Genomic DNA, 25,591 nt, shown 5'->3' with positions numbered 1-25,591 from the left:
TCTATGGGAAGCGGCACAAAATCAACCTTGATAAAACAAGAAGCTTAAGCCCCTTGTTCTATACAACGTCAAAAATAATCGGTATTATTTATTTTTCGCTTGAGTCTTTGCCTGTTCTAAAGCTATTTCTTTAATAGCCTGATATGAATTAACATTTGAAGTCCCTTCAATAGCTTTAACTGCCAAATCCTGAACTTGCTTGAGAGCAGATTCAAGTTGTTTAGAAAGATTTTGAATCCGCGTCTCTTGATTAGTAATAGTTTGTTCTAGAGATTGCAGCCTTTGTTCATAGAAACGCTTTTGCCCTTCTACTTCCTTAGAATATAAATCTGATTTTACTTTCGCCTGGTAATGGGCAATGCCTTTGCCTTCTTCTGTAGCTTTTTTGATAGCTGCTTCTTTATCTTTCGGGAAAGCCTCTACTTTCGCTTTTAATTCTTCAAATTGTTTCTCTCTCTCAGAAATTGCTTTCTCTCGTTCAGCCCACTGTTTCTCTGTGTCTTGTAGTAATTCTTCTAGTTGTTTATATAGTGCTTTCTGCTCTTGTTCGTATTCGTCACTTTGCAGTTGTCGTTGGAGTTCTAAATTATATTTATACTCTGAAGCATCGCGTTGTCGAGTTTTCTTCAAGTTTTCATTCCGTTCTTTTATAGCCCGTTGCTGTTCTTCCTGTTCTTTTCCCCAAATATTTCTTTGTTCTAGTATTTCTTGGAATAACACTTCGGAACGCTGGTTATATTCTTCCTGATAAGTTTTCGTATTATCTTCATAAGATTGGATGAGAGTATCCAAGATATCATCAGAAATTTCTAAATTGTGCAGCTGTGTTAATTGTTGGATTTCTTCTTCTAAATTTCGCCTGATTTCTTCCAAATTAGAGGCTTTTGTGGTTAGCTGTTCCGATAATTCATTAGCAGCACTGCCAAAACCTAATTGAATCTTTGCCAAGCTTTCAATTGTATTGTTCATCTTCTGTTGGACGCTAGAAAGCTGATTCATAGCTGTTTTTTGTTCTAATTTAGGCTGTTCTTTAGTTCCAGACTGGTTTTCTTTGGCAACTTTTTCAAGTTCCAATTTCAGCGCTGCTTTTTCTTTAGCTAACTCCTCATAAGCCTGAAGAATTTCTACTTTAGTATTCTTATCAGTCGGCTTTTTCACCACCACAACAAACCTCCTCTTCAGGAATTAAAAATGGTTAAGATGCTACAAACTCGTAACTATTTAGGGTTAGAACTACCAAAAGCCCTCATAGCTAAGTCTTGTGCTTGTTTTAATGCAGTTTGCAATTGAGCAGAGATACCTTCTATTTGCTCAGACTGTTTCTTAATTGTTTCTTCCAGAGATTGAATTTTTTGTTCATAACTCTGTTTGTTAGATTCCCATTCTCTCTCAAATAAATCAGCCTCAATCTTAGCTTTTTGGCTTGTTTCTTTAATTGCTTCTTCTCTAGCTTTCTTAACGGCTTCTTCCAGTTCGTTAGGAAATGTAGTTACCTTTTGCTCATAGTCTGCAAACAGTGGTTGGCGTTCAGCGAATATCTTTTCTCGTTGTGCCCAATCTTTCTCTTTCTTTTGAGAATTCTCTTGTATTTCCCTTTGTTGTTGGCGCTTTATCGCTTCGTAGCTATCTGTATTGAGTTTACGAGTCGTTTCTAACTTATATTGAGATTCTTCTTGTTCTTGCTGGCGCTCTTTGACTAATAAATCGTTATACTCTTGGAGTTTTTCTTCATACTCAGCTTGCTCTTTTTGCCATTCTTTCCGCCTAATTGTAATTTCTTTTTCTAGTGCTTCCCTTTTGCTGATAGTATCTTGCTCTAGGGTTTTTAATTTTTCTTGGTGTTCTTGACTTAAAATGTCTAGAGTATCCGCTACAACTCTGATTTGTTGAAGCTCTTGTAAGCGTTGAGTTTCAATTTCTATAGCTCGGTTCAATTCATCTAACTTAGAATTTTCCTGAGCTAGTTTTTCAGATAACGCATTGAGAATACTGCCAAACTCCAATTGTAAATCAGCTAAACCTTTGACAATACTATCAACCGTATATGCAGAAGCTGCTTGCAGAATTTCTTGACTTTTTGCCTTGTCTGCTTCCTCTTGTTTGGTTGCTATTTTAGATTCCAGCTTTTTTCTTTGGATAATAATTTGTTGAAATGCTTGCATTAGTTGTTGTTTGCTGTCCTTGACTCCAACTGTAGTCATCTTCCAACTCCCTTCAATAGGCAAATGATTTATTGGGTAGCAAGCCATACCAATGACTACCCTATGCAGACATCAGAGTAGCCTTTAAATCAACATTTTTAACGCAGTGGAAATACTGAATTGATCGACATAGGACACTTAGGTGGTACGAATTTTCCACAGTTATGTCCTTCTATTTTTCAGTTATAGTTTTCCCTTTGAGACTTATTAGTACTTTTGTACTAAGATAAATATACCTAACCTCATCTCTTTTTGTCAAGATAATGCTTTATATAATTGCGCCACCCAACAAAGTATTAAAAGCTGGCAATCATGGTGATTTAGGAGAATGATGTTGAATGTATTACTTTTTGTAAAGAAAATCTAAAAGAATTAACCCTGGCACAAGCGCCGTAGCACTAAGGCGAGATAATAAGTTTAATCATGCTAATTGATACAAGCACAGTCCCAGACTTTTGTGATATCAATGTATACCACTGAATCGACCAAATACTCTGCCAGAACGGAAATTGGACAAACCAGCCGTATTCTAGTAGTAGAAGATGAAGAATTAATCCAGGAAATGCTAGCTGTAGCCCTGGAAGAAGAAGGTTACGGGGTGATAACTGCACCCGATGGGCGATCTGCTATAGAGTATCTCAAAAGTTTTGAAACCAACTCAGGGGAAGTTCCCTTTGATTTGATCATTCTTGATTTGATGCTGCCGCAAATCAATGGGCTAGATATATGCCGTTTGCTGCGTCATCAAGGAAACCCAGTACCGATTTTAATGCTGAGTGCTAAAGGTAGTGAAACTGACCGCGTTCTGGGGTTGGAGGTGGGAGCAGATGACTACCTGACCAAACCTTTTAGTATGCGTGAGTTAGTAGCTCGTTGCCGCGCTTTACTCCGCCGCCAACGCCTAAGTAATTTACCACAACTACCAGTATTAAAATTCAAAGATGTTACCTTGAATCCTCAAGAATGTCGGGTGCTGGTTCGTGGTCAAGAGGTGAGCCTTTCACCTAAAGAGTTCCGCTTGCTGGAATTGTTTATGAGTTATGCCCGGAGGGTATGGTCGCGGGAACAATTACTAGATCAGGTTTGGGGGCCAGATTTCGTTGGTGATAGTAAAACCGTAGACGTTCATATTCGCTGGTTGCGCGAAAAATTAGAGCAAGACCCCAGTCATCCCGAATATATTGTGACTGTACGAGGTTTTGGCTATAGGTTTGGATAATTAGTTTAGATAGTTGTTAGTTTTTAGTAGTCACCAACAAACTAACAACTCAAATGCTTTTATTGGGATTTTTTCTGGGTTTAGCAGTAGGCATTGGGTTTTGGATTTGGCAACAGGTTCAACTTAACCGCTACCTGGGGCGCTTATTCCGACCGTTAACCTCGCATTCTGACAAGAAGGGACTGCTGCTGATTCCTGGTTTATGGCAGGAAATAGCGATGGTGAAACAGCAACGGCAAGATTTGCAGCAATCATTGCAAACTTACCAAGACTTGCTAGATTTTGCACCAGTGGGATATTTGCAGGTAGATGAGGAAAATCAGCTGCTGTGGTGTAATCGGCAAGCGCAGGAAATTTTGTATCTGCAAAGGTGGCAACCAGAAGAAGTACGCTTACTACTAGAGTTAGTACGGTCTTACGAACTTGACCATTTAATTGAGCAAACTCGTGATAGGCAAAAACTACAGACGGGAGAATGGATTTTTCATCCATCTTTTGATGATGCGGCAGAAATGTCAACAATCAAATCTCTAGCTTTGCGGGCATCTAGTTTGCCTTTACCTAATGGACAAGTAGGAGTATTTTTAGAAAATCGTCAACCGCTATTAGACATAAATCAAGTACGCGATCGCTCTTTTTCTGATTTAGCCCACGAACTCAGAACGCCCTTGACTTCGATTCGCTTGGTGGTGGAAACTTTACAAATCCGCTTGGAACCACCTCTAAATCGTTGGGTTAACCGTTTGATGCAGGAAGTTGATCGGCTGATTAACTTAGTGCAAAGCTGGTTAGACCTGACTCAAATGGAAGCAAACCCAACCATGCAATTGCAAGCCAAAGCTGTAGAATTGCGATCGCTAATTACATCTGTTTGGGAAACACTAGAACCGTTAGCACAGCGCCAACATCTATCTCTTTCTTATTCTGGCCCAGAAAATCTTTGGATTAAAGCAGATCAAGCCCGGATTTTCCAAGTTTTTCTCAACTTGCTAGACAACAGTATTAAATACAGTCCTCCTTCTACAAGTATTCGTGTTGAAGCGAAAATCTTATCAACAAAAAATCATGATGGTACTTCCCAAATTCTAGAAATAAATCTTATTGATTCTGGAGTCGGATTTTCTGAGGCAGATTTACCCCACGTTTTTGAGCGATTTTATCGAGGAGATAAGGCGCGAACCCATTCCCCACAAGATAGTAACTCCATCGGGGCGATCGTTGGCAATGGATTAGGATTAGCGATCGTTGAGCAAATTCTGATCGCCCACGGTGGCTCAATCAAAGCTATGAACCATCCAGAAACCGGTGGTGCGTGGATGCAACTTCAATTTCCTGAAGTTATGGCAAACTCCTTAAGCCAAGACTATAGTTAGTAATATCTTCACCTTTAAGACAACAAGTGTGAAAGCTGTCCATTATGGTTCCAATCCTCAAAGACCCGAACTAGCACGCGCCATTAGGCGCTTAGAACGGGACGTATTACGCATGGGTGCTTTGGTAGAACAATCATTTCGCCTCAGCCACCAAGCGTTATTTGCTCGTAACTTAACAGCAGCAAAGGAACTTCCTCTATTAGATAAAAAGATTGATCGCTTTTATCGTCAAATCGAATCAGACTGTACGGCGATTATGACGCTGAAAGCGCCTACGGCTCAAGATTTGCGCTGCTTGAGTGCCTTTATGCAATTGGTGCGAGACTTAGAGCGCATTGGCGATTATGCTGAAGATTTAGCTGAGATTGCGATTAAAATTTTTCCTTATGCGCCTCATACGTGTTTATCTGAAATTGAAGCCATGTCCCTTCACGCACAGGCGATGCTAGCAACTAGCTTGAAGGCTTTGGGAGATTTCGATGAAGGCGGTGGTCGCCGTTTAAAGCACCTAGATGACACTGTAGACGATGCTTACGATCGCGTTTATCAAACTTTAGCCCAACAACGGGATGTACCCGGTGTAGTCGAGCCAATTGTGCTGCTAGCACTGGCAATTCGTTGTCTAGAACGGATGGCAGATCATGCAACTAATATTGGTCAGAGGGTAGCATATATTGTCACCGGTCAACGCTCTTAATTGACGGTTCATTAGTCAACAGCCTAAAGTCACTACCTCTAGCTCCCAGATAAATGGGGTGGATCTTGATTTCAGTTCCCCTCTTTTTAAGACTATCCATTATCCGGATCTGTCTTAACATTTGCGATAGCGATCGCTTTTGTTTTTCTAACCTTGATTAGTTAGTCGTTAATTCTCAATAAAAACGCAGTATTAGCAAGAATATTAAGCGTGAATTTGTCAAGTATGCCTAATCCCTAAGTCTCTCAGATGTTTACAAAACAAAGGTTAAAAGATTGTAAAGAAAGATGTGAGTAACGTATAGATTTTTAAGTACAGGGCTGTTTTAGCCTACAAAGATTTGGCATAATAAGTAGTGAAGAACAATAAAATTTTTGGCTTTTATAATTGGCAAATTATAGGCATGAAATTTTTATTATTATTACCACAAAATTAGCGATTATAATTATAAATCTGTATGAGCAGATAGAAAAATATTTACTGTTTAATTATAAAAATTGTAGCTTTTGATTCAGTTTTTCAGTGGTTTTTTTAGAGCTTGGATATCACGTACAAGCCAAAATATAATTACTGCTAAGGTTGGTAAAACCGTTAAAAAATCGTACAGTCGGATACCTCGTAGCAGATAGTAAAAAACAGTACTGCTACTACAAAAGAGGATGCTAGTAATCACGAATCTTTTTGAATTGGAATCTATATTTAAAGCTACGATTGCCAGCAGCACAGAGGAATACCAAGAGCAATACCAAGGAGCAGCAAACAAAAATAATATTAAGGTAATCCATCCTATATTTGTACTAAAACTAGTTGCAGAATATGTTTTTTTCAAATATGGTTTTACCAGAATAATTAAATAAGAAATTACAAATATAGAAAAGATTATAGGTTTAAATGTTGAGAATACAGTTGCTTGAAAAGTTACAGGAAGTTTTAGAATTTTATAACTTAGTACATTCTTAATCAAAGAATATAATGAACCGCCTACTCTGTCTTTAACGCCAGGATTGAAAAGGCTTGTCCAAGCATCGACTGAAGGTAAAGCTATCAGAGAAGTTGCAAAAATTATAGCTACAGAGATAAAAATGGCACTAAATAAAATTTTCCAACGTTGTTGCTTAATCAAATAAACAAAAATTAGAGGCAACCAAACAATTGGTAATGTTTTAATTAGAAAACCAATCCAAGCTGTAACAATTGCAGCTAGATAATTATAGTTTTTAAGGCATATTATCAAAATAATTAAAATGGTAGAAATGAAGACATCTACATGGGCATTTGTAACCTGCTCATACAGAAGTAATGGGCTAAGTAAATATGCAGTTGTCACATTTATCTTATAAGGGGAGTTTTTTAAATGCCCCCAAATTAAGTAACTATTTAATATATGGAATAAAAGACAGATTAATTTAAATATATAAATTCCTAAACTAGGAGTAATTGCAACGAAAAAGGCAGAAAATATAAAAAGTAGTTGAGATATAGGCCCATAAGTAGAAGTCTGTTTCCAAACAAGAAATGGAGACAATTCTGAAGTAAATGTGCTTGCAGGATTCAGAAAAGGGTTAATTCCATTTAAATACATCAAACCATAATGTATATACAAATTGATATCAGTAGTTATTGGATAACCTGCAAAGGCAATTAACAGAAAAAATGAACTATTTTTTAAAATTTTTATAAAAGTTATATCTTTTTCTTTGTTTTTGTTTATTGTTAACCAAACAACATATATAATGTTTAAAAAAAGGAATTCTATGCCTGTTCTTATTTGGTCAAAAGGGTTGGGAAAATCAGGTAAATATCGACCTGTGGAATTACCTAAAGCATCAAGATAAAAAGAATAAGCTCTAATTGCTAATTCTCCACATAATATTAATGAAAAAATTATGGCGAAACTTAATAATATTTGGTTTTTCTTACTGTTAGATAAATTGTTTGCATTTAGCATAAGCATAAATAATTAATCATTCATTAACAATATAGAATGGTTTAATACCAAGGCAAGCACAGATTTTGAATGAGAAACTCATCATCTAAATAGAGACCTAAGTAATCCCATTCAGTACCGCTTATTGCTAATAACTTAAGCCTTCGCTATTTAGCCTGTAGAACTAAACCAAACCATAAACCTTTATTTTATAGTTTTAGTTTTGTCAATAATATTTGATATGCGCTTATTGTGAGTTTAATACAGGTCTTTAAATCCAAAATTCAAATGAAGCTAGGTGTTTACCTTGCTAGTTTTAAACACTTCAAGTTGCAATCCGATTTTCAATTGTATTATCATTAGTTATAATAATTATATACAATTGAATGCATTTTACTCAAGAGTACTATAAAGTTACTTAGGAAAACTGAACATCTTTAATTATTACTCGCTCGCCAAACTCAAAAAACAATATAGCAATTAATACAGCAATCCTAAATCATTCATGAGATGTATAGCAATTCTAAACCATTTCTGATAAGATTCAATACTGAAAAAGCAACTGAAGTCATGTTTGCGACTAAGTACAGGGTGTGTCATGTGGATAGAATCAATAACAAAGTTTATTGAAAACAGCCAAGATAATAGTGACATTAAACGAGCAAATGCAGTTACAGCGCTTCCGGCTATTATGCAATATAGTTTTCTCCTTGCCCCTCTCCTATCATTGCTTTCAGCTTTTAGGATGTACCTCATAGCTGGCGGAAGTGCTGTAATATGCCACTCTGTGGATACAGTCATGAAGCAATAATGCCAATACTATGTTTCATCAGTAAATGGAAAAAATCATTTTTTCAAAGGGTAACTGAAGGTTTAAAGCTTACACATAAAGGAAGTTATGGACTTCTGAATATATAAAACGTGCAGAGATAATAGACAAGGGTTTTAAACCCAACCTCCGTTCATAAGGCAGGAGGCAGATATCAAACTTTTCAGAACATCTAAATGTAACAAAAAACTTTGGCTAACCAGGTTCAGTCAATAAAGCACGCAGATGTTCGACTCTATTTCCTTTGGTCTTTACAGATAAATGTGAAATTATGAAGACAAACTCATCCAACTCGCTGTTAGCAGTACCAACGGGCCCACTAAAGATTTCAGACTTGCCCCCTCATGGTGTGGGTATAAGTGGTGAATCTATCCATCTATCTCTAGTAATTCCTACTTATAAAGAGCGTGACAACATCCAAAATGTGGTCAGTATATTGAGTCAATTACTGGATGAATCAATTCCAGGAAAATATGAACTAATTGTGGTAGACGATGATAGCCCAGACCGAACTTGGGAAATAGCACAATCTCTGACAACAGAATACCCTCAGTTGCGGGTGATGCGACGAGAACAAGAACGGGGGCTATCTTCGGCAGTGATTCGTGGGTGGCAAGCAGCTACGGGAAGTGTGTTAGGGGTAATTGATGGAGATTTGCAGCATCCGCCAGAGGTGCTAATGCAACTGTTGCGTAGTGTTGAACAGGGAGCGGATTTGGCAGTAGCTAGTCGTCATGTTGAAGGAGGCGGTGTTAGTAGCTGGAGTGTTGTCAGACGTTTATTGTCTCGTGGCGCTCAATTATTAGGCTTGGTTATTCTACCGGGAGTACTGGGCAGAGTTTCTGACCCTATGAGTGGTTATTTTATGGTGCGTCGAAGTGCGATCGCTAATGCAACACTAAATCCAGTGGGATACAAAATTCTCTTAGAAGTAATCGGTCGGGGAAAGGTAGATGAAGTTGCCGAAGTTGGATATGTATTTTGTGAACGCAAAGAGGGTGAAAGCAAAGTTACATGGAAACAATACATAGATTACATTCACCATTTAGTAAGGTTACGGCTAACCGGAGGTAATAAAAAACAAAAACTTACTCAACAAACAGGTTTCCCCATTGGCCGATTTATCCGCTTTGGCTTAGTAGGACTGAGTGGGGTATTTGTGGATATGACAATTCTTTATTTACTCAGTGATCCCACTACCTTGGCTTGGCCCCTGACACGCAGCAAAATTATCGCTGGTGAAATTGCGATTTTAAATAATTTCTTGTGGAATGACGCTTGGACATTTGCTGATGTCAGCGCCAGACAGCAAGAATGGCATCAACGCCTGAAGCGGTTTTTGAAGTTCAACGCCATTTGCCTTGCTGGATTGGTATTGAATGTACTGGTATTAAATTTGGTATTCAATTTTATTATTCCTAACCGTTATATTGCCAACTTTATTGCGATCGCAGTTGCTACTATCTGGAATTTTTGGATTAATTTGAAACTTAGCTGGCGCGTCACCGAAATAAAATAATCACAACGAGATTTTGATTTTTGCCTTTAGAACGAACTTAAATTTCAGGATAGAGGTAAATAAATGTAGTAAAAAAAGATACCTAGCAGCTAAATTGATCCCTTTTTGGCTATTGAAACTTTTAATTGTATTTAAGGCATCACCGTGTCAAAAGGGGAAAATTGCACGCTTGTATATTGAAAGAGTGTAGTAGAACGAATTTACGCTGGTTCTAAGAAACTTGATGAGGGATTTTCTTACTATTCTTGGCACTGCATAGCCTAAACCCAAGCGTATTGGCTTATGAAAACGGGAAATTAGAAATCTTTTTCCCTCCCCAACACATACTTACGGTGTATACACAAGTCTTAATGACTTAGCTTAATGCGGTTTCGCTCGTTCCCATACGGAGTATAGGAGCGAGAGAAACCCAATTTTTTCGGTTGAAAACTTGCTCAATAAAAATAATTTAACTAAATATTTTACTAAAAGCTTACCTATTCTTAAACTTGCACAACTAAAGTAACAGATAAACAACTGAAAAAAATTTAAGTATCTATCTAACTCATAGATACTTAAAACAAGAAGTTGTTTCAATGAAAAGATTTTGAGTTAGTCTCTAGCTCTCATGGCTAAAAATACACATAATTAGATACACAGGTGGATTTTGTTTTATACAAATTATTAGAGTTTCTTATCATTTTAAATATCGAGATTCCCTGATAATTATGTAGTTACTGTTAATGATATATTCTACAACTCCTACTTCAAACTCTTCTGCCGTGTCAAATAGCTCTGCTTTCGGCGGACAATTACCCCAGCAGATATTTACCCGTAGGGAAGTAATTCCACTTCAAAATGATGTACTTTGGCGTATTGAATACGGTGCCGTTCGTACTTTAACGTGGAGTGAAGATGGAACATTCATCACTCTCGGTTATTGGGGATTAGGGGATCTGATTGGCTATCCTTTATCTAGGGTCAAACCCTACCAAATTGAATGTCTCACAGGCGTGGAAGTAAGCATTGTACCTCCTCATTTATGGCATCAAGATATTAATGCTTTGTTGTCCCATATTCAACAGGCAGAGGATCTACTAAGTATTGTGCATCGAAAACCAATTTCGCTACGCTTATGGCAATTTTTGGTGTGGTTAAGTGAAAAATTTGGACGTGATATAGATAAGGGAAAACTAATTGATTTAAATGTTACCCATCAAGATATTGCTGAAGTATTAAATACCACGCGAGTAACAGTTACTCGCCTCTTACAGCAATTGGAAGAAGAAGGAACAGTTCTACGTCACAAACGCCGCATTATTTTGCGTTTACCAAATAAACTAATTAAAAATTATGGTTCAGCAGTATGTTAGCTGAATTGCTTGTAAAATTCACAGAGTGTAATGTATAATCGTGTCTGTGATTGTGTGTGAAATTCCCGAAAGTAAAGTGCTATAAGCATTTTACAGTGGTCGGGTTATTTAGGTGTGAGTGAGAGTATAAACATGACGAAGCGATTCTGGAATCTTTTTAAGGTTAGTCCAGTTATTGTAGCTGCGACATTTTTTGTTGCTAATAGCGCTCTAGCTGCTGAAGTCAACGAACAAGTAACAAATGCTGCCCAGTTATCTGAAGCTCAAGACTCTAATGAGATGAGTCAGGTAACATCAGTTTCGCAATTTTCAGATGTGCAACCCACAGATTGGGCATTCCAAGCTTTACAATCTCTAGTTGAGCGCTACGGCTGTATTGCAGGTTATCCTAACAGTACCTATCGTGGGAACCGTGCTTTGACCCGTTATGAATTTGCCGCAGGTTTGAATGCCTGTTTAGATCGGGTTAACGAACTGATTGCTACGGCTACTGCTGATTTAGTCAGCAAACAAGATTTAGCTACTTTACAGCGTTTACAAGAAGAATATTCTGCTGAATTAGCAACTCTGCGCGGTCGTGTGGATGGATTAGAAGCCCGCACTTCTGAACTTGAAGCTAATCAGTTCTCCACTACCACCAAGTTGGTTGGGGAAGCAATTTTCAACGTGTCTGATGTTTTTGGTGGAAATAGGGCTGATACAGATGCCGACCCTAACAATAATCCAGACTTAAACAGCAACACTGTTTTCTCTGATCGGGTGCGTTTGAACTTGTACAGCAGTTTCACTGGTAAAGACCAGTTGCAAATCCGTTTAAATGCGGGCAATATCGTTTCCAACGTTGGTAGTGTTGTTGGTGGTGTGGCAAGCGGTAGTGGTACCAACATGACCCGATTGGGTTATGATGGAGATAGCAACAACTCTGTTGTGATCGATAAAATTAACTATGCTTTCAACTTCACTGACGCAGTGCGTGTCAAGGTTGACGCTAGTGGCGGTGAGTTGTATGAAAACGTAAACACCTTTAACCCTGACTTTGCAAGTTCTGGTAGAGGTGCGCTATCTCGATATGGACGTTTCAGCCCCATCTACCGTCAAGGTCAAAATGGTGCTGGCTTGACTGTTACTTTCAATCCTAACGAAGCTATCAGCTTGACTGGTGCTTATTTAGCACCTTCAACTGGTAATGGTGTCTTTGGTGCTAATAATCCCGGACTTAGTAACGGTCTCTTTGATGGCGATAACACTATCTTTGGTCAATTAACTTTCAAACCCACCAAAGCCTTCAATATTGGTTTGACCTATGCCCGTAGTTACTTCGCTGGCAATGCTGCCAACAGCCTTTTCCAAGGTACAGGTAGCACCTTTGCCAATAACCCCTTTGGAACTGGTGCTCGTACTGAATCTAACAACTATGGTGTAGAAGCGACATTCCAACTTGGCTCTAAGTTGGCTATTAGTGGTTGGGGAGGTTATACAACTGCTGATGCTAGGAGTGGTGTTAACGTTGGTAGAGATGCAGACCTTTGGTACTGGGCTGGATCGCTTGCTTTAAAAGACTTAGGTGGAGAAGGCAACGTTTTAGGTGTTATCTTTGGTCAACCACCCAAAGTTACTGGTGGCAGCATCAAAACAGTTAATAACTTGGACACCGATACCTCTTATCACTTAGAGGGTCTTTACAAGTTCAAGGTTTCTGATAATATCCAGGTCACGCCTGGCTTGTTGGTAATCTTCAATCCTGAACACAACGACGCTAACGATACCATCTATGTAGGTACTCTGCGTACTACCTTTACCTTCTAAAATTGGTGATGGCAAATAAAGCTCAGAATTAGATAAACAAAAGCCCGCCTTGAGGTGGGCTTTTGTTCAGGGAAAAAATTAGCTATGTAGCATTATAGTCTGGCTGATTGGATATATCTTTAGGGGGGCGATCATTACTCCAAGCCCACCACACAGTAGCACAGTGGCAATAATAGAACTCTTGCCATTTGCGACGACGGTCTTCTGTAAGTACAGGCGAACGCCGATTTAGCCAAACTTTTTCAGCTTCTCGGCTAGTTGAGTGGCAATTAGGACAGCAAAATTCATAAGCGTGTATTGCCTGATTCGTCCATTCAGGTGGGAGGGTAGCAAAAGCGTCCATATCGTTCAGTAATATCAATGGTTATCCAAAACTTTCAGGTTTTGAATTTGGGGGCAAACGGATACTATAAAATCCCGCCACACTATCAAACTGCTTTATCAATATTCTTATGGCTTTGTCTAAACTATTTACAAATCGCCATTTAGAGAGATTTTTACTAATAGAATAACTATTTAGAAAGATTGCGAGAGCATCTCACAAATCAAAGGTTAACACAAATGGTAACTAAAATAATTACTATGCACATTATGGCTAATAATTAAATTTATGGAGCCAAATGTTGAAATTCGCCGTTTATTAGATGTAATGCCTGCTTCTGGCCGGATGACGACAAAAATTGTTAGTAAGCCGGAACAGGCAAAAGTGATTGATGCGTCCTTTCCCCAACCCTGGTATCAGACGCGACCAATATATATTAATTTCGATTTATGGCGTTGCCTAGCAAAGGCGCAACGAGATTTGCTGCTGTTGCAGATGGTTAGCTGGTTGACGGGGGTGAAGTGGTTTAAACCCGACATTTATCAAGGTGTCGTGCTAGTGGGGATGATAGGCGGCTTATTAGAAGCATCACAGTCAGATGTGGTGGGTGTAGCCATAGCCGGGGGATTAAGTGCGATCGCTGCTTTTCGGATCTGGCGTACTAATAAATCTCAAGAGTCAGAGTTAAATGCCGATGCAGCAGCAATTCGCATCGCACAACGGCGCGGTTATTCAGAAGCTGAAGCAGCGCAGCACCTATTGTTAGCAATTGAAGCGGTAGCAAAAATTGAAGGGCGTTCTGGTTTAAATTTTACTGAGTTGATTCGTTGCCAAAATCTTAGAGCGATCGCAGGCTTATCACCAGTGGGTATACCAGAAAGTTATGATAAGTAGAAGAAATGTCTCTGTTGCCCATTTGTGGCAATGTATGGGTTTATGGCAGCGATCGCTCCCACAACATCTAAAATTAGATGAGGTTTTTGTGTTCTCTAAGCTTAATTTTTAGCATCATAATTTATACTTTTTTATCACTACAGCAACCTTTTAGCCACAAATACGACTTTGTGCATTTAGCTCACAGATTCTAACGGAATGCAATACATGAGCTTCTAGCTAGCTGCAAAGCATGGGGCTATTCTACACTGGAATCAGAGAATGTGTGTTTAACTGACTTAGATGTAAAAAACTGGGGAGTTTTGTCATACCTTCTCGGCGTTGCTTATGAAGTGCTTACCTAGTAGTCTGCCAACCCAAAAATGCTGAGTGAGGGATGGGGAAAGGGCAAAGGGGAAAGGGTAAGGGATCTAAACCCTTTTCCCCTTCCCCCTTCCTCTTTACCCCGCCAAGTTCACTTGGCGAACTACTAGTGTGGTAAAACTTAACTTAAATTCTGTCAGTTACTAACGGAGTTGATAGGAATGGGTACTTTAATTGTTATTGGCTTGATAGGGGTTTACGGAGGTGGCGTTTGGAAGTTTTGGAATGGATTTGGACGGACTAATTTTAATCCAACTTTGACCAATCGCATTGGTTTATCCTTGCTATGGCCAGCTTTGTTTATTACGAATCAATCCTATCGTCGAAACTTTAGAAAAGCGTTGAAGGGCTAGAGTTTAGTATTAAGCCTAACGTCATCTAAATGTGACGGTGGCGTATATCCCAATATCAATCTAACCCATCAACCCCCTTTCCCTACTAGGGAAAGGGGGTTGTCTTTGATCATCCTCAAAGGAGAGGAATTAGGGGAGGAATAAATTCGTAGTGTTTACAAGTGGAACCTGTTAACAATTGGAAAGTATTTTCGCTGATGAATTTACAAATTATTTGCCATTGGTCAGTAGATGGATTGCTGCACCTACAGCTGCACCGTCAACAGCATTCCCAAGGGTATCTCTGCTATCGCCAGTAACTACGCCGGTCACTGCGCTAGCACCTGCACCGACTCCAACATCTTGACCAATGTTCCGGTGATGGCGATTGCGAGTGTTTCTCAGACCATTTGCACCATTGACAGCCGCACCAGTGACACCACCTTTGACAGCATTGCCTAATACACTACCATTTCCCCTAACGGCTCCAGTGACGACATTGGTAACAGCCCCAATACCTGCATCTCGTAGTACTTGATCATCAGCAGCAGCCGGTTTAGCGGGAACCAAAGTTACACCAGCTAAACTTGCAGCCATGAGGCTAGGTAGAAGTGTGCGTTTTAGGATTTTATTCATTGTGTTACCTTCTCAAAACATCAAACAATTGGCTAAAAACCAAAGTTACTATAGTCAGATAAAATTTGATTTTTTATCTTAACAACAAAGCAACTATTTATTGTTCGAGAACATATACATAGTCACACTTATCAAGTCATAACGACATCTACTGAAAGCATGAATATATATTAAGCCCTGAGAAGGCCTTACTAATTTATTCGTTGATACTAGAGATTACACATTGACAAAATAAATCAAAGATGCGTTTTAGATTTTTCGGATATAAAGTTTTATTTTTCATTACTAGCAAGCAATTTTTGACGAGCAACTGATAGGGTTTACCCTATCTATCTAAAGGTAGGTACCAAAATAATTAAACTAACTGATCTGGGTTAATATTTAATTTTCTCAGATTAGCAGCCATGCGCTGCGATCGCATTAAAATCCTAAATCTACAGCAATCCGGTGGGCGCAAGCAAACCCAGAAAAAGCTACTGCATTCAATCCCTGACCAGGAAAGGTACTATCCCCGACACAATAAAGTCCTGGAATGGCTGTGCGATTAAAGGGCATCTTCAATAACCCCCGCAGCTTACGCCTGGGAATTGGCCCATAAGTGCCATCCTGACGACCCAAAAAGCGGCGATGGGTGCGGGGTGTACCTACCTCTAGATAATCCAATCCAGCATCTAAGCCAGGAAAAATCTTCTCTAGGCGGTCAATAATTCGCCCAGCCGCCTCTTCTTTCTTCGCCTCGTACTCGCTTGGAGAAAGTTCTTGCCAATCATCAATCCCGTGAGGCGTGAAGGCATGAATGATGTGATATCCACTTGGTGCTAAATCTGAATCAAGCAATGTGGGAATCGAAACAAAAATTGTCCCTTCCACCGCTGTCATATTTTCCCAACCTTCCAGCAAAATATGGTGGCACTCTGTCCCCACTGGTAAAACTGACTCTTTTACCCCTATATGTAAACTCAAGAAGCTGGGAGATTTTTGATAATTCTGTTGCCATTTTTTCTCATTAAGTGGCATTTCTTCTGCTGGTAGTAGTTGCTCAAACGTATCCCAGCGTGTGGCGTTAGAAACTATGCGTTTACCCCGATATACTTTACCATTCGCTAGTTGCACACCTACCGCTTTTCCCTTTTCTGTGAGGATTTTCGTGACTCTAGCTTTGTACTGAATCTTACCCCCAGCTTTCTCTAGACCTTCCACCAGTTTTTGGGCAATTTGTCCTACTCCGCCTTTGGGATAGTTAACTCCGCCATAATGCCTGTCAGAAAAGACCATCCCAGCATTAATCATTGGTGTCATGTCTGACGGAACCACCGACCAGCAATAACATTCCATATCGATAAATTTTAATAGTTTAGGATCTTTGATGTAGCGTCTGGCAAAATCCCCAGCATTTTGGGGCAGATACTTAACTAAACCGAGACACGCCAAGGGATGCTGGAAAAATACCCGCAGTAAATACCGAGGTTCTTCCAAGGACAGTAAATCCATGCTGTTGAGACACTTGAATACTTTTTGGCATTCGTCATAAAAGCGACGAATCCCTTTTTCTTCATGGGGAAAATGAGCAATAAGATTTTGCAAAAATTTTTCATAAACCCGGTCAACCTTCAGGTCTAAACCTTGGGGTAGATGATAGTGAATCTGTACCGGATCTGCGATCGCATCTTGGCTAACATTCACAGCTGCCAAAGCGCGGGTAAGTAAGTTTGTAGTGCCGTTTTGTCCCAGCCCAAAAATCATCGATGCACCAACATCAAATCGATAGCCTTGGCGTTCAAAATAACCAGCGCTACCACCTGGAATCAAATAACGTTCCAGCACCAGCACTTTCGCCCCCTTAGCTGCTAGTTGGGTCGCTGTTACTAATCCGCCAATACCAGACCCAATCACGATTGCGTCATTAGTCATTAGTCATTTGTCCTTTGTCCTTTGTACTGAGCGTATCGCTAAAGCGAAAGCTCCGCTAACGCGTAGCGTCTGTCTGCGACACGCTGCGCGAACGTAGAGAAGTATTTGTCCTTTGTCTAGAGTCAATCAATATTTAATTTAACTAATGACAAATGACCAATGACCAATCAAAAAAAAGAGGGACGAGCCTGCTACTGCTGGCCAATCCCGTCTGCCGATCCTTAAAAGAGAGGAGAACACTGGATAATAATATAGCTTTGATTGAGAATAGATGTCAACTACTAATGAAATAATTTCTCAATAAATTGGAGAGTATTAATTTTAGCTGTCAGCCGGATGCAGGAAAGAGTATTATGGTGTTTCAGTTCTTGTACAATAAAAAGTCGCCTATTTCTGGCTATGACGCTACAATTGCGCGTTTATGTTCCACCCCATCCCCTGATCAAACACTGGCTGGCAGTCGCCCGTGATGCAGGCACGCCTTCAGTATTATTTCGCAGCGCCATGACTGAGTTGGGAAGATGGCTGACTTATGAAGCTGCGCGAGACTGGTTGCCGACCCAAGAAACAGCAGTACAGACTCCTTTGGATACCTGTCCAGCAACTGTGATCGATCCGCAAATACCAGTAGCAGTAGTACCGATTCTGCGAGCTGGACTAGGATTACTCGAAGGAGCGCAGACTTTATTACCTTTAGCATCGGTTTACCATCTTGGCTTGGCGCGAGATGAAGAAACATTGCAACCTCATTGTTATCTAAACAAGTTGCCAGAAAAATTTGACCCCCAAACACGAGTGTTAATTACCGATCCCATGTTGGCAACAGGAGGGTCGATCATGGCTACAATGGCAGAATTAACACAACGGGGTGCCGATCCTTCCCTGACCCGGATTGTTTGCGTAGTGGCGGCTCCACCAGCTTTGCAAAAACTGAGTGAAGCTTATCCAGGTTTAATCATTTACACCGCTACTATTGACGAAAAACTCAACAGTAAGGGGTTTATTGTACCGGGATTAGGAGATGCAGGCGATCGCACATTTGGGACTTAAGCTAGTATGCAGCTAGGGCAGATAAAGATAGCATAACTACTGTAAAAGTTGCAAGGTTTGTTGAAGGCGGTAAAGATATGAGTCAACGAGATGGTTTTGGCAGTGGTTTTTTAGCAGGGGCCTTTGTCGGTGGCGTATTTGGCGGTGTTATCGGCGCACTGATAGCTTCTCGACGCAATCCAGAATTGCTAGCAGACGATGAGGTAGAACTGACGGATAGCCAAGTCGAAGCGAAAAAAATAGCAGCAAAGCGCCGTCAGATGAAAGCCTCAGAGAGTGAGAGCATCGGCATAGAAACAGCTAGGCGATCGCTAGAAGATAAAATTGCCCAGCTAAATGCCACAATTGATGATGTGCGAAAGCAGCTAGGAAATGTAAATGGCGATTCACCCCAAGCCAGCAAGGATCGCACCCTCACTAAAGACTCCTGAAATTAGTTCAGGCGTGGTGAAAATGTCTTGTGTGGCCAGTGGTAAATCTGCAAACTCCATGACATAGACTAAATTAAAATTAGAAAGACAAGACCGCGTTTGACACTTAGTAGGAAACCAAGCCATCTATGAGTTTACTGATTACCACACTAGTTACCTTTGTCACCTTTTATAGCTATTTACTAATTATCCGGGTTTTGTTGACCTGGTTCCCGACAATCAACTGGTATAACCAGCCATTTGCCGCTTTAGCCCAGATCAGCGATCCTTATTTGAATCTATTCCGCTCAATTATTCCCCCATTGGGCGGTATGGATTTTTCTCCGATCTTAGCTTTCTTAGCACTCAACTTAGCTGGCGATCTTCTGAGAACCTTAGCTCGTTTGCCATTCGCGCAAGGATTTTGATTGCTACCCCAATAAAAACTTTTGTAGAGACGCAAATTAAAATTTGCGTCTCTACAATTTTTATTGCGTCTAAAATACTGACTGGAAAACCTCTTTTTGTGCGGAATAACGCACGACTCCTAAATCTCAAATCTAAAATTGGTAAGCTAAAAATCTTTTAGTTTGTATCCGCCAAAAATAAATTTTTTGTGGGGTGGGCATTAGTTATGCAAATTAAATGCGCGACAGCTTGCTTTTACCTACGCACTTGACCACTAAATCCAGCAGCCTTAAACTGCTTCAGCTTCAACGGAGTAGGTTGATTTGCCGGTACAGTAATTCTCAGTTGAAAATCGCTAATCCCTGGCGGCACTTCAGTAATAGAACCTAATCGAGTGCGGTTTTGCATCACTGAGTCATTGTTGGCATCATAGATGCGTCCAAAAATATCTGCGTCGTAGACTGTTTTATTAGTGCCATTTTCTGCTTTGCCAATGACAATAAAACAATTGGCAGCAGCGCTACCACTACTTATAACAGCCCCTTGTGCCAGTTCTGGCGGACAATCTTTATAAGAAACATCAAATAATTTAATCTGTGTCAAAGCTATAGCAGGGGGAGTAATCACCCACGATAGCAAGGCGATGATACAGGAAATAAAAACGACCGTGAGTGACCGCAACCGCATACAAGACCCCGTTACTTAATCCAAAAATATGTAACTTATAACCTCAGCTTACCTGAATTTAACTACAACAGGATTGAAGACTTTAATTTAACCTTTTGTACCCACTGTTATCAGAGGTAGGATTCTTGTGATATCCGCATAGGAGTTATCAAAACTCCCCTACACACTCTAGAAAAAGTAATAATTAGGGAAATAAACCCTCAATTGCGATTAACTTATGACTCCAGATGAGATTGAAGCATCTATGCTCGCAGCCTTTAATGATTGTGATGCAGCAAGCTGTCCTCTCACTGACACGCAGAAACAGATTTTACTGCAAGTGGTCGAGCAAATTCAGGGAAATTCTATCTCTAGGGCATCAGATATTGCTAATCCTTTAGACGAACTTACACCAGAAGAGTTAGAAGCATTTTTACAGTTTGTTAAAGATGAAGAACAGCGCAACCGCACTTGGAAAGTGCAATTACTTAATGACTGGCTGCTAGATAATGACTCTGGAACAGTACAATTTATCCGGGAACGCTATGGTTTGCAGTGGCTCAATCGTGTTGAGTCATGCCATTTTGATAAGTATTCTTATTTTGAGGATGCACTAAAGTTAAGAGTAGGCGATCGCATTGAAGTTTCCAATGCACTATGGGAATGGGTGCAAAAAGATGGGCCTTGTAAGCGCGAATGGTTTCCTTGTATGGTGATTAAGGTCGAGGAAATTAGAGAGCGCGATGATTCCTCTACTAACTGCGTCGTCCGCTTCTTCAACGGTGCTGAGTATGAAATTCAAGGAATCTACGAATGGAATCGCTATAACTGGCGTTGGCCGCAAAAATAGTAAGGTGCTGAGTACTGATTAAATTTAAATGAGCCTTTGAACTTCGTTAATGAGGCTCAGAACTCCATTCATCCACCTTTAATACTCGTTCATCCACCTTTGATACTCGTTCATCCACCTTTGATACTCGTTCATCCACCTTTGAACTGGATTCATCCACCTTTGATACTCGTTCATCCACCTTTGAACTGGATTCATCCACCTTTGAACTGGATTCATCCACCTTTGATACTCGTTCATCCACCTTTGATACTCGTTCATCCACCTTTGATACTCGTTCATCCACCTCAGAACTCCGTTGATGAGTCTTTGATACTCGTGAATGAGTCTTTATGCTCTGAATGCTGCTCTATGTTAATAAATTATTGCTTAAACAACACCCAAGCCAAAAACCTCTCGGTATGATACAACGCTAATTGATTGCTCACACCGTTGAAAACTGCATCAAAAGCGTGTTCTGCCCAAGGAATTTGTAGAAAAACCGCAGTATTATCAGAGTTATGTAAACTTTCGTACATCTGTCTTCCAAATCGAGCTTCTACCAAATGATCACGACTGCCGTAAATTAATAAAGTTGGTGGTAAAGGGTGCGTCAAGTAATTTATTGGTGAAGCAATTTTATACTGATTAGGCAATTCTTCTAATGAACCACCGAGAAATGCTTTTAAAACAGCGCGGGTGTTGATCGGATCGGGAAATGGCGGTGTTTTATATCCTCCAGGTAAGTTAACAGGGCCATAATAGTTGACTACAGCCCGAATGGGTGGTGCATCTGGTTGATAAGCCGCTAACATTGCTAGGTGCGCTCCCGCAGAACGTCCTATAAGTACCATCCGTTCTGGATCGGCTTCATAACTTGCTGCATTTTTGCGAATAAAATTTAAGGCTGTACGCACGTCATCTAACTGAGTTGGAAACTGATATTTCGGTGCGTGTCGATAGTCGATGGCAAATACTGTATATCCCTGATGAGCAATATATTGATTAAACTCAGAATTGGCATGAGGATTACCATATTGCCAAGCTCCGCCATAAATTACTACCACTGCTGGATATTTCCCCACCTGTGGGGGTTGGTAAACTTCCATTTTTAAAGGCACTCCCGCAGGGGAAGCAAAAAGAATATCTTTTTGATAACGGATTTTACCTAATGCAATACCCCGAAAAGAATTCACTAAATCAAAGGGATTGGTTTGCATTTTAGCCCTTACTTGGACTGGAATTTGCTCTAGATAATCCGTTCCCAAACCTTGCTTCATTGCTTTATCCATCTGCATTTGAGTTAGCGGTATATTCACTAGCACCCATGCACAAATTAGCAATCCTATTGAACTGAAAATGGAAGTTAAACGCCGTATTTTATAGCGACGGATGCAGAAAAAAGAAAGCAATAAAGAGAATAAATTTAATAACAATAACCAAGGGCTAACTTCCGGCGCTCCTACCGCTAGGGTGAGTAAAGACATATTTGGAGCTGGAAGAAGAATCCAAGAACTAAGAAATAGACTTGTCAAACTTAGTAATAATACAAGCCATGAAAAAACTATTTGGGGTTTGAGAAACATAAATTAGAATGCGGTAATAATGACTGCAAAGCAAATAAATTAGTCCCGGCGAATGGAATATCGCGGCTACACAAACATTCGCCCTTGACGTTACCGTTAGCGCAGCGTCTTTGGCATTAAAAGGCTAGCCCACGAACGTGGGTTATACAACCACTTGTTTTTTATCACCTATCTGTGTGTCTATAAACCTCATGTAAACAAGGTTTATAGACACACTTTAAGAGCGACTTACGCATTTTAAAAAGCTATCACTAAAAGCAATCTAGCTCAGAGGATGTTTTAAAAGTCCTTTCGTCGGTAGCAAAACGTTATCGATCCCCCCAACCCCCCTTAAAAAAGGGGGGCTTTAATTCCAGTTCCCCCCTTTTTAAGGGGGGTTAGGGGGGATCTAAAAGTGTCTAAAGTTACAGTGAAATACTTTTCAAACAACCTCTCAGGGGAATTATTTCTCTATCAACTTAAACCCAAATGCTTTTGCAAAGCTTGGCGCATCACTTCTACAGGTACATTTTCCTGCTGCAACCAAATTTTTAATGCTGCTACCCCTTGCTGAACTAGCATTTCTAAGCCATCGATCGCAATTGCACCTTGTTTTTCAGCTTGCTCTAGAAATTTCGTCGGTTTAGGGATATATATTAAATCGTAAGCGATCGCACCTGTTGGTAAATTCGCTATTTCTTCTCCACTCAAAGGCGACTCATCAACCTTGGGATACATCCCTATGGGGGTTGTGTTTACCAGCAGATTAGCTTGGGGAATTAGCTTTGAAAGTTCCTCCCATTGGTGAACTTGCAAATTTTCACTTATAGGTGAATTGCTCCAACTATCGCGGAATTTTTGTAATCTTTGCACATTCCGCCCAACAACATGAATTTTGGCAAAACCTAGTTGGTGACAACCTGCGACAACTGCCCTGGCTGCGCCACCATTGCCTAAAATCACCGCTACCTTCTGACTCCAATCTTGCTGATAGGTTGTCTGCAAAGGGGCGATAAATCCTTCTATATCCGTGTTTGTCCCCACCCATTGGTTATTTTGGCGACTAACTGTATTCACAGCCCCTATCATTTGAGCAAGAGGGGTAATTTCTGAGAGCAGGGGCATGATTGCCTGTTTGTGCGGGATTGTAACACTAAAGCCGACAACACCAATAGCGGCAAAGCCTGCGATCGCTACTTCTAAATTCTCTGGTGCTATGGGAAAGGGAAGATAAACATAATCTAATCCTAAATTAGCGATCGCAGCATTATGCATTGCTGGCGACAGCGAATGTTCTACCGGATGCCCAATTACCCCTAGCAGTTTAGTTTTACCTGTAATCAATTTGTCATTTGCCATTTGTCAATAAATCAGTAGTGATTTTTCCCTGCTCAATTCTTATAACGCAAGGATTCCAGTCTTTATTATCACTACACATTTACCCAATTCTTACACATCACGGGCTTTGAAAAAATTGTAAATGGCAAGTGCAATAGCTATAAGTAATACTGCATGAATTAAATTTCCAGCAATATGAAGTGCTAATCCTAATGCCCAAAAAGCAACCAGTACAACAACAATACCCCAAAGTATACCTAACATATATTTACTTTTAGTAAGGTGATTTTTATTTGTTCAAATATTTTATCGTCTAACTTGATTTTTCTCCTATTTACCTGAAGATAGATTGGGAAATTTAAATCATCTTTCTTAAGAGGTAATTTGAAAGCATTTATTATTTTTGAATAGCTAGATTTATATTCTTAGACCATATAGGAGCAGCACTTTCAAAAGTCAAAATTACAATCTCCATAAATAATATTAGAGGCTTGTATCTTTTTCTTTTCAGGTCAAGGGTCAAAAGTCAAAAGCTAACCCTCTGCTCTACACTACAATTATTAAAGCTACTTAACAATTCTTTGAATCATGCAGGCAACTACAGCCCCAATTCCTGGTAAATATTGGCAGTGGCGCGGGCACAACGTTTACTATGTGCGTGCGGGAGAGAAGCAAGCGCAACGTCCGCCGTTGCTTTTGGTACATGGATTTGGTGCTTCCACAGACCACTGGCGCAAAAATATCACCGGATTGTGTCAAGATTTTGAAGTATTTGCGATCGATCTTTTGGGATTCGGGCGATCGGCAAAACCAAAATTGCAGTACAGTGGCGACTTGTGGCGCGACCAACTCCATGATTTTATCAGTGAAGTAATTGGTCAAAAAGCAGTATTAGCGGGTAATTCCCTTGGTGGCTACGCTGGCTTGTGTGTTGCAGCACAGCGTCCTGACAGTGCTGCTGGTTTAGTTTTGCTCAATAGCGCCGGGCCTTTTAGCGAAAGGCAGCCTACATCTGAGCCTGAAGCTTTACAATCAGAAATTCAGCCTCCCAAACAATCGGCTAATTTGCAAAAACTTCTTGGTGACGGCACTAAGTGGATTTTTCAACAACCTCTAGCCCAGTTTTTGTTATTTCAGTACGTGCGACAACGTTGGGTAATTCGTCAAACTCTAGAAAAAGTTTATCTTGACAAGAGTGCTATTACAGACCAATTAATAGAAGAAATTTCTCGCCCTGCTTACGATCCTGGTGCGTTGGATGTGTTTGTTTCAGTATTTAGCACTCCTCAAGGGGAAAAAGTTGATGTGCTACTAAAGCAATTAACTTGTCCTCTATTAATGTTGTGGGGAGAAGCTGACCCTTGGATGAATGCTAGAGAACGTTCTCAAAAATTTCGTCAATATTATCCTGAACTCAGGGAACACTTTTTAACAGCCGGTCATTGTCCCCATGATGAAGTACCCGATAGAGTAAATCAACTTTTAGGCGATTGGATTTTATCTATCAACAATTAATAATAACCTCTCACTGTCTTGAACTTTATTAAAGTCTGTCCCTCTCCGATTTGGAGAAAGATAGATTTTGGTTAGTCAAACCAGGGAGAGGTCTTTTTATCTTCGGGAAAGTTTGCAACGAACTGGCTCTCCTTCTTCCTTGTTTAAAACAATCCCTCCGATTCAGCGAATTTACGCAAACGTGGTATACACTGGCGCTGATAAAAACTGCTTAACGTCGGAATTGACAAGGTAAACTCCTCAGATAATTCTTTCCAGCTAACTTCAGGGGGCAGGCGTTTAAGAATTAACACCTGACAATTAACAGTAAACCAAAAAGTTTTTCCCAAAGAGTGATCGCTAATTTAGTTTACGTATTTTAAGGTGCTATATAATACTAAAACTATAAATAATGCTTATAGCATCCTGAAAGATTTCTAAAAATGAAAT

Annotated in this window: 24 protein-coding genes and 1 pseudogene; 13 read left to right on the top strand and 12 right to left on the bottom strand. The window is 40.0% G+C overall.

All coding sequences use genetic code 11. The annotated features are described in order from the left end of the window. Positions 1-84: 84 nt before the first annotated feature. On the bottom strand, positions 85-1,164 hold the full coding sequence (locus IQ274_RS04760) for a hypothetical protein (protein ID WP_194141585.1): 1,080 nt from the start codon (positions 1,162-1,164) through the stop codon (positions 85-87). A gap of 53 nt (positions 1,165-1,217) precedes the next feature. After that, positions 1,218-2,201, bottom strand: a complete 984-nt coding sequence (locus IQ274_RS04755; protein ID WP_190934100.1) for a hypothetical protein — start codon at positions 2,199-2,201, stop codon at positions 1,218-1,220. Between the two features lie 466 nt (positions 2,202-2,667). On the opposite strand from IQ274_RS04755, the gene IQ274_RS04750 reads away from it, so the two are divergent. The 3 genes from IQ274_RS04750 to phoU are packed head-to-tail and all read left to right on the top strand — an operon-like array spanning position 2,668 to position 5,490. Continuing rightward, positions 2,668-3,420: a winged helix-turn-helix domain-containing protein gene (locus tag IQ274_RS04750; protein WP_012410556.1), complete on the top strand. Its 753-nt coding sequence runs from the start codon at positions 2,668-2,670 to the stop codon at positions 3,418-3,420. Between the two features lie 53 nt (positions 3,421-3,473). Beyond that, entirely contained in the window at positions 3,474-4,793 is a 1,320-nt protein-coding gene (locus tag IQ274_RS04745) for a sensor histidine kinase (RefSeq protein WP_194141584.1), read from the top strand. Between the two features lie 28 nt (positions 4,794-4,821). After that, on the top strand, positions 4,822-5,490 hold the full coding sequence (gene phoU / locus IQ274_RS04740) for a phosphate signaling complex protein PhoU (protein ID WP_163930522.1): 669 nt from the start codon (positions 4,822-4,824) through the stop codon (positions 5,488-5,490). A 511-nt stretch (positions 5,491-6,001) separates the two neighbouring features. Here the strand turns inward: phoU and IQ274_RS04735 are convergent. Then, positions 6,002-7,444: a hypothetical protein gene (locus IQ274_RS04735; protein WP_194141583.1), complete on the bottom strand. Its 1,443-nt coding sequence runs from the start codon at positions 7,442-7,444 to the stop codon at positions 6,002-6,004. Between the two features lie 1,073 nt (positions 7,445-8,517). Between IQ274_RS04735 and IQ274_RS04730 the strand changes: the two genes are divergently transcribed. The 3 genes from IQ274_RS04730 to IQ274_RS04720 all read left to right on the top strand — a co-directional run bounded on the left by IQ274_RS04730 (position 8,518) and on the right by IQ274_RS04720 (position 12,923). Next, positions 8,518-9,765 (top strand): glycosyltransferase, encoded by a 1,248-nt coding sequence (locus IQ274_RS04730; RefSeq protein WP_163939491.1) that lies wholly within the window; start codon positions 8,518-8,520, stop codon positions 9,763-9,765. A 722-nt stretch (positions 9,766-10,487) separates the two neighbouring features. After that, on the top strand, positions 10,488-11,117 hold the full coding sequence (locus IQ274_RS04725) for a Crp/Fnr family transcriptional regulator (RefSeq protein ID WP_163935775.1): 630 nt from the start codon (positions 10,488-10,490) through the stop codon (positions 11,115-11,117). A 132-nt stretch (positions 11,118-11,249) separates the two neighbouring features. Continuing rightward, complete coding sequence (locus tag IQ274_RS04720; RefSeq protein ID WP_194141582.1) at positions 11,250-12,923, top strand: iron uptake porin; 1,674 nt, start codon at positions 11,250-11,252, stop codon at positions 12,921-12,923. A gap of 82 nt (positions 12,924-13,005) precedes the next feature. Here the strand turns inward: IQ274_RS04720 and IQ274_RS04715 are convergent, their stop codons facing one another. Then, positions 13,006-13,266 (bottom strand): hypothetical protein, encoded by a 261-nt coding sequence (locus IQ274_RS04715; RefSeq protein WP_194141581.1) that lies wholly within the window; start codon positions 13,264-13,266, stop codon positions 13,006-13,008. Between the two features lie 267 nt (positions 13,267-13,533). On the opposite strand from IQ274_RS04715, the gene IQ274_RS04710 reads away from it, so the two are divergent. Then, positions 13,534-14,139 (top strand): DUF3318 domain-containing protein, encoded by a 606-nt coding sequence (locus IQ274_RS04710; RefSeq protein ID WP_163935781.1) that lies wholly within the window; start codon positions 13,534-13,536, stop codon positions 14,137-14,139. A gap of 524 nt (positions 14,140-14,663) precedes the next feature. Continuing rightward, positions 14,664-14,855, top strand: a complete 192-nt coding sequence (locus IQ274_RS36290; protein WP_012410565.1) for a hypothetical protein — start codon at positions 14,664-14,666, stop codon at positions 14,853-14,855. 210 nt (positions 14,856-15,065) lie between these two features. Here the strand turns inward: IQ274_RS36290 and IQ274_RS04705 are convergent, their stop codons facing one another. Beyond that, a complete protein-coding gene (locus tag IQ274_RS04705) occupies positions 15,066-15,470 on the bottom strand; it encodes a hypothetical protein (protein WP_114082889.1) in 405 nt (134 codons plus the stop codon). A 420-nt stretch (positions 15,471-15,890) separates the two neighbouring features. Further along, entirely contained in the window at positions 15,891-17,381 is a 1,491-nt protein-coding gene (crtH, locus tag IQ274_RS04700; RefSeq protein WP_194141580.1) for a carotenoid isomerase, read from the bottom strand. 399 nt (positions 17,382-17,780) lie between these two features. Here crtH and upp point away from each other — a divergent pair, with 399 nt between their 5' ends. The 3 genes from upp to IQ274_RS04685 all read left to right on the top strand — a co-directional run bounded on the left by upp (position 17,781) and on the right by IQ274_RS04685 (position 19,269). Next, the gene (upp, locus tag IQ274_RS04695; protein ID WP_194141579.1) at positions 17,781-18,431 is read left to right on the top strand and encodes a uracil phosphoribosyltransferase; all 651 of its coding nucleotides are present in this window, start codon (positions 17,781-17,783) and stop codon (positions 18,429-18,431) included. Positions 18,432-18,508: 77 nt separating this feature from the next. Continuing rightward, on the top strand, positions 18,509-18,862 hold the full coding sequence (locus tag IQ274_RS04690) for a hypothetical protein (protein WP_163935787.1): 354 nt from the start codon (positions 18,509-18,511) through the stop codon (positions 18,860-18,862). 128 nt (positions 18,863-18,990) lie between these two features. Then, entirely contained in the window at positions 18,991-19,269 is a 279-nt protein-coding gene (locus tag IQ274_RS04685; RefSeq protein ID WP_012410570.1) for a YggT family protein, read from the top strand. A gap of 235 nt (positions 19,270-19,504) precedes the next feature. On the opposite strand, the gene IQ274_RS04680 is transcribed toward IQ274_RS04685, so the two are convergent. Continuing rightward, complete coding sequence (locus IQ274_RS04680) at positions 19,505-19,936, bottom strand: biotin carboxylase (RefSeq protein WP_163935789.1); 432 nt, start codon at positions 19,934-19,936, stop codon at positions 19,505-19,507. A 217-nt stretch (positions 19,937-20,153) separates the two neighbouring features. On the opposite strand from IQ274_RS04680, the gene IQ274_RS04675 reads away from it, so the two are divergent. After that, the gene (locus IQ274_RS04675) at positions 20,154-20,765 is read left to right on the top strand and encodes a hypothetical protein (protein WP_194141578.1); all 612 of its coding nucleotides are present in this window, start codon (positions 20,154-20,156) and stop codon (positions 20,763-20,765) included. Between the two features lie 46 nt (positions 20,766-20,811). Here IQ274_RS04675 and IQ274_RS04670 read toward each other — a convergent pair whose 3' ends face one another. The 4 genes from IQ274_RS04670 to IQ274_RS04655 all read right to left on the bottom strand — a co-directional run bounded on the left by IQ274_RS04670 (position 20,812) and on the right by IQ274_RS04655 (position 23,911). Continuing rightward, complete coding sequence (locus IQ274_RS04670) at positions 20,812-21,051, bottom strand: hypothetical protein (RefSeq protein ID WP_194141577.1); 240 nt, start codon at positions 21,049-21,051, stop codon at positions 20,812-20,814. Positions 21,052-21,127: 76 nt separating this feature from the next. Continuing rightward, positions 21,128-22,330: an alpha/beta hydrolase gene (locus IQ274_RS04665; RefSeq protein ID WP_194141576.1), complete on the bottom strand. Its 1,203-nt coding sequence runs from the start codon at positions 22,328-22,330 to the stop codon at positions 21,128-21,130. A 453-nt stretch (positions 22,331-22,783) separates the two neighbouring features. Continuing rightward, on the bottom strand, positions 22,784-23,668 hold the full coding sequence (locus tag IQ274_RS04660) for a shikimate dehydrogenase (protein ID WP_194141575.1): 885 nt from the start codon (positions 23,666-23,668) through the stop codon (positions 22,784-22,786). 90 nt (positions 23,669-23,758) lie between these two features. Further along, positions 23,759-23,911: a lmo0937 family membrane protein gene (locus tag IQ274_RS04655; protein ID WP_163935799.1), complete on the bottom strand. Its 153-nt coding sequence runs from the start codon at positions 23,909-23,911 to the stop codon at positions 23,759-23,761. Between the two features lie 324 nt (positions 23,912-24,235). On the opposite strand from IQ274_RS04655, the gene IQ274_RS04650 reads away from it, so the two are divergent. After that, positions 24,236-25,162, top strand: coding sequence for an alpha/beta fold hydrolase (locus IQ274_RS04650; RefSeq protein ID WP_163935802.1), 927 nt, complete (start codon positions 24,236-24,238; stop codon positions 25,160-25,162). A gap of 143 nt (positions 25,163-25,305) precedes the next feature. On the opposite strand, the pseudogene IQ274_RS36285 reads toward IQ274_RS04650, so the two are convergent. Next, positions 25,306-25,467: pseudogene (locus IQ274_RS36285) on the bottom strand (sigma-70 family RNA polymerase sigma factor); the annotation flags it as partial. Positions 25,468-25,591: the final 124 nt, after the last annotated feature.

Source organism: Nostoc sp. LEGE 12447 (assembly GCF_015206985.1).
Taxonomy (GTDB): domain Bacteria; phylum Cyanobacteriota; class Cyanobacteriia; order Cyanobacteriales; family Nostocaceae; genus Nostoc.
The sequence above is the reverse complement of the archived record's forward strand: the minus strand, read 5'-3'. Positions and strand labels throughout refer to the sequence as shown.

What these genes read in the sequence shown, in the direction of transcription:
- IQ274_RS36290 (WP_012410565.1), top strand. Translation starts at nt 14,664, where the DNA reads ATGGGTACTTTAATTGTTATTGGCTTGATAGGGGTTTACGGAGGTGGC.
- IQ274_RS04705 (WP_114082889.1), bottom strand. Translation starts at nt 15,470, where the DNA reads ATGAATAAAATCCTAAAACGCACACTTCTACCTAGCCTCATGGCTGCA.
- IQ274_RS04665 (WP_194141576.1), bottom strand. Translation starts at nt 22,330, where the DNA reads ATGTTTCTCAAACCCCAAATAGTTTTTTCATGGCTTGTATTATTACTA.
- crtH (WP_194141580.1), bottom strand. Translation starts at nt 17,381, where the DNA reads ATGACTAATGACGCAATCGTGATTGGGTCTGGTATTGGCGGATTAGTA.
- IQ274_RS04725 (WP_163935775.1), top strand. Translation starts at nt 10,488, where the DNA reads ATGATATATTCTACAACTCCTACTTCAAACTCTTCTGCCGTGTCAAAT.
- IQ274_RS04745 (WP_194141584.1), top strand. Translation starts at nt 3,474, where the DNA reads ATGCTTTTATTGGGATTTTTTCTGGGTTTAGCAGTAGGCATTGGGTTT.
- IQ274_RS04660 (WP_194141575.1), bottom strand. Translation starts at nt 23,668, where the DNA reads ATGGCAAATGACAAATTGATTACAGGTAAAACTAAACTGCTAGGGGTA.
- IQ274_RS04735 (WP_194141583.1), bottom strand. Translation starts at nt 7,444, where the DNA reads ATGCTTATGCTAAATGCAAACAATTTATCTAACAGTAAGAAAAACCAA.
- IQ274_RS04750 (WP_012410556.1), top strand. Translation starts at nt 2,668, where the DNA reads ATGTATACCACTGAATCGACCAAATACTCTGCCAGAACGGAAATTGGA.
- IQ274_RS04650 (WP_163935802.1), top strand. Translation starts at nt 24,236, where the DNA reads ATGCAGGCAACTACAGCCCCAATTCCTGGTAAATATTGGCAGTGGCGC.
- IQ274_RS04715 (WP_194141581.1), bottom strand. Translation starts at nt 13,266, where the DNA reads ATGGACGCTTTTGCTACCCTCCCACCTGAATGGACGAATCAGGCAATA.
- IQ274_RS04675 (WP_194141578.1), top strand. Translation starts at nt 20,154, where the DNA reads ATGACTCCAGATGAGATTGAAGCATCTATGCTCGCAGCCTTTAATGAT.
- IQ274_RS04690 (WP_163935787.1), top strand. Translation starts at nt 18,509, where the DNA reads ATGAGTCAACGAGATGGTTTTGGCAGTGGTTTTTTAGCAGGGGCCTTT.
- IQ274_RS04680 (WP_163935789.1), bottom strand. Translation starts at nt 19,936, where the DNA reads ATGCGGTTGCGGTCACTCACGGTCGTTTTTATTTCCTGTATCATCGCC.
- IQ274_RS04730 (WP_163939491.1), top strand. Translation starts at nt 8,518, where the DNA reads ATGAAGACAAACTCATCCAACTCGCTGTTAGCAGTACCAACGGGCCCA.
- IQ274_RS04755 (WP_190934100.1), bottom strand. Translation starts at nt 2,201, where the DNA reads ATGACTACAGTTGGAGTCAAGGACAGCAAACAACAACTAATGCAAGCA.
- IQ274_RS04710 (WP_163935781.1), top strand. Translation starts at nt 13,534, where the DNA reads ATGGAGCCAAATGTTGAAATTCGCCGTTTATTAGATGTAATGCCTGCT.
- upp (WP_194141579.1), top strand. Translation starts at nt 17,781, where the DNA reads ATGACGCTACAATTGCGCGTTTATGTTCCACCCCATCCCCTGATCAAA.
- IQ274_RS04655 (WP_163935799.1), bottom strand. Translation starts at nt 23,911, where the DNA reads ATGTTAGGTATACTTTGGGGTATTGTTGTTGTACTGGTTGCTTTTTGG.
- IQ274_RS04720 (WP_194141582.1), top strand. Translation starts at nt 11,250, where the DNA reads ATGACGAAGCGATTCTGGAATCTTTTTAAGGTTAGTCCAGTTATTGTA.
- IQ274_RS04685 (WP_012410570.1), top strand. Translation starts at nt 18,991, where the DNA reads ATGAGTTTACTGATTACCACACTAGTTACCTTTGTCACCTTTTATAGC.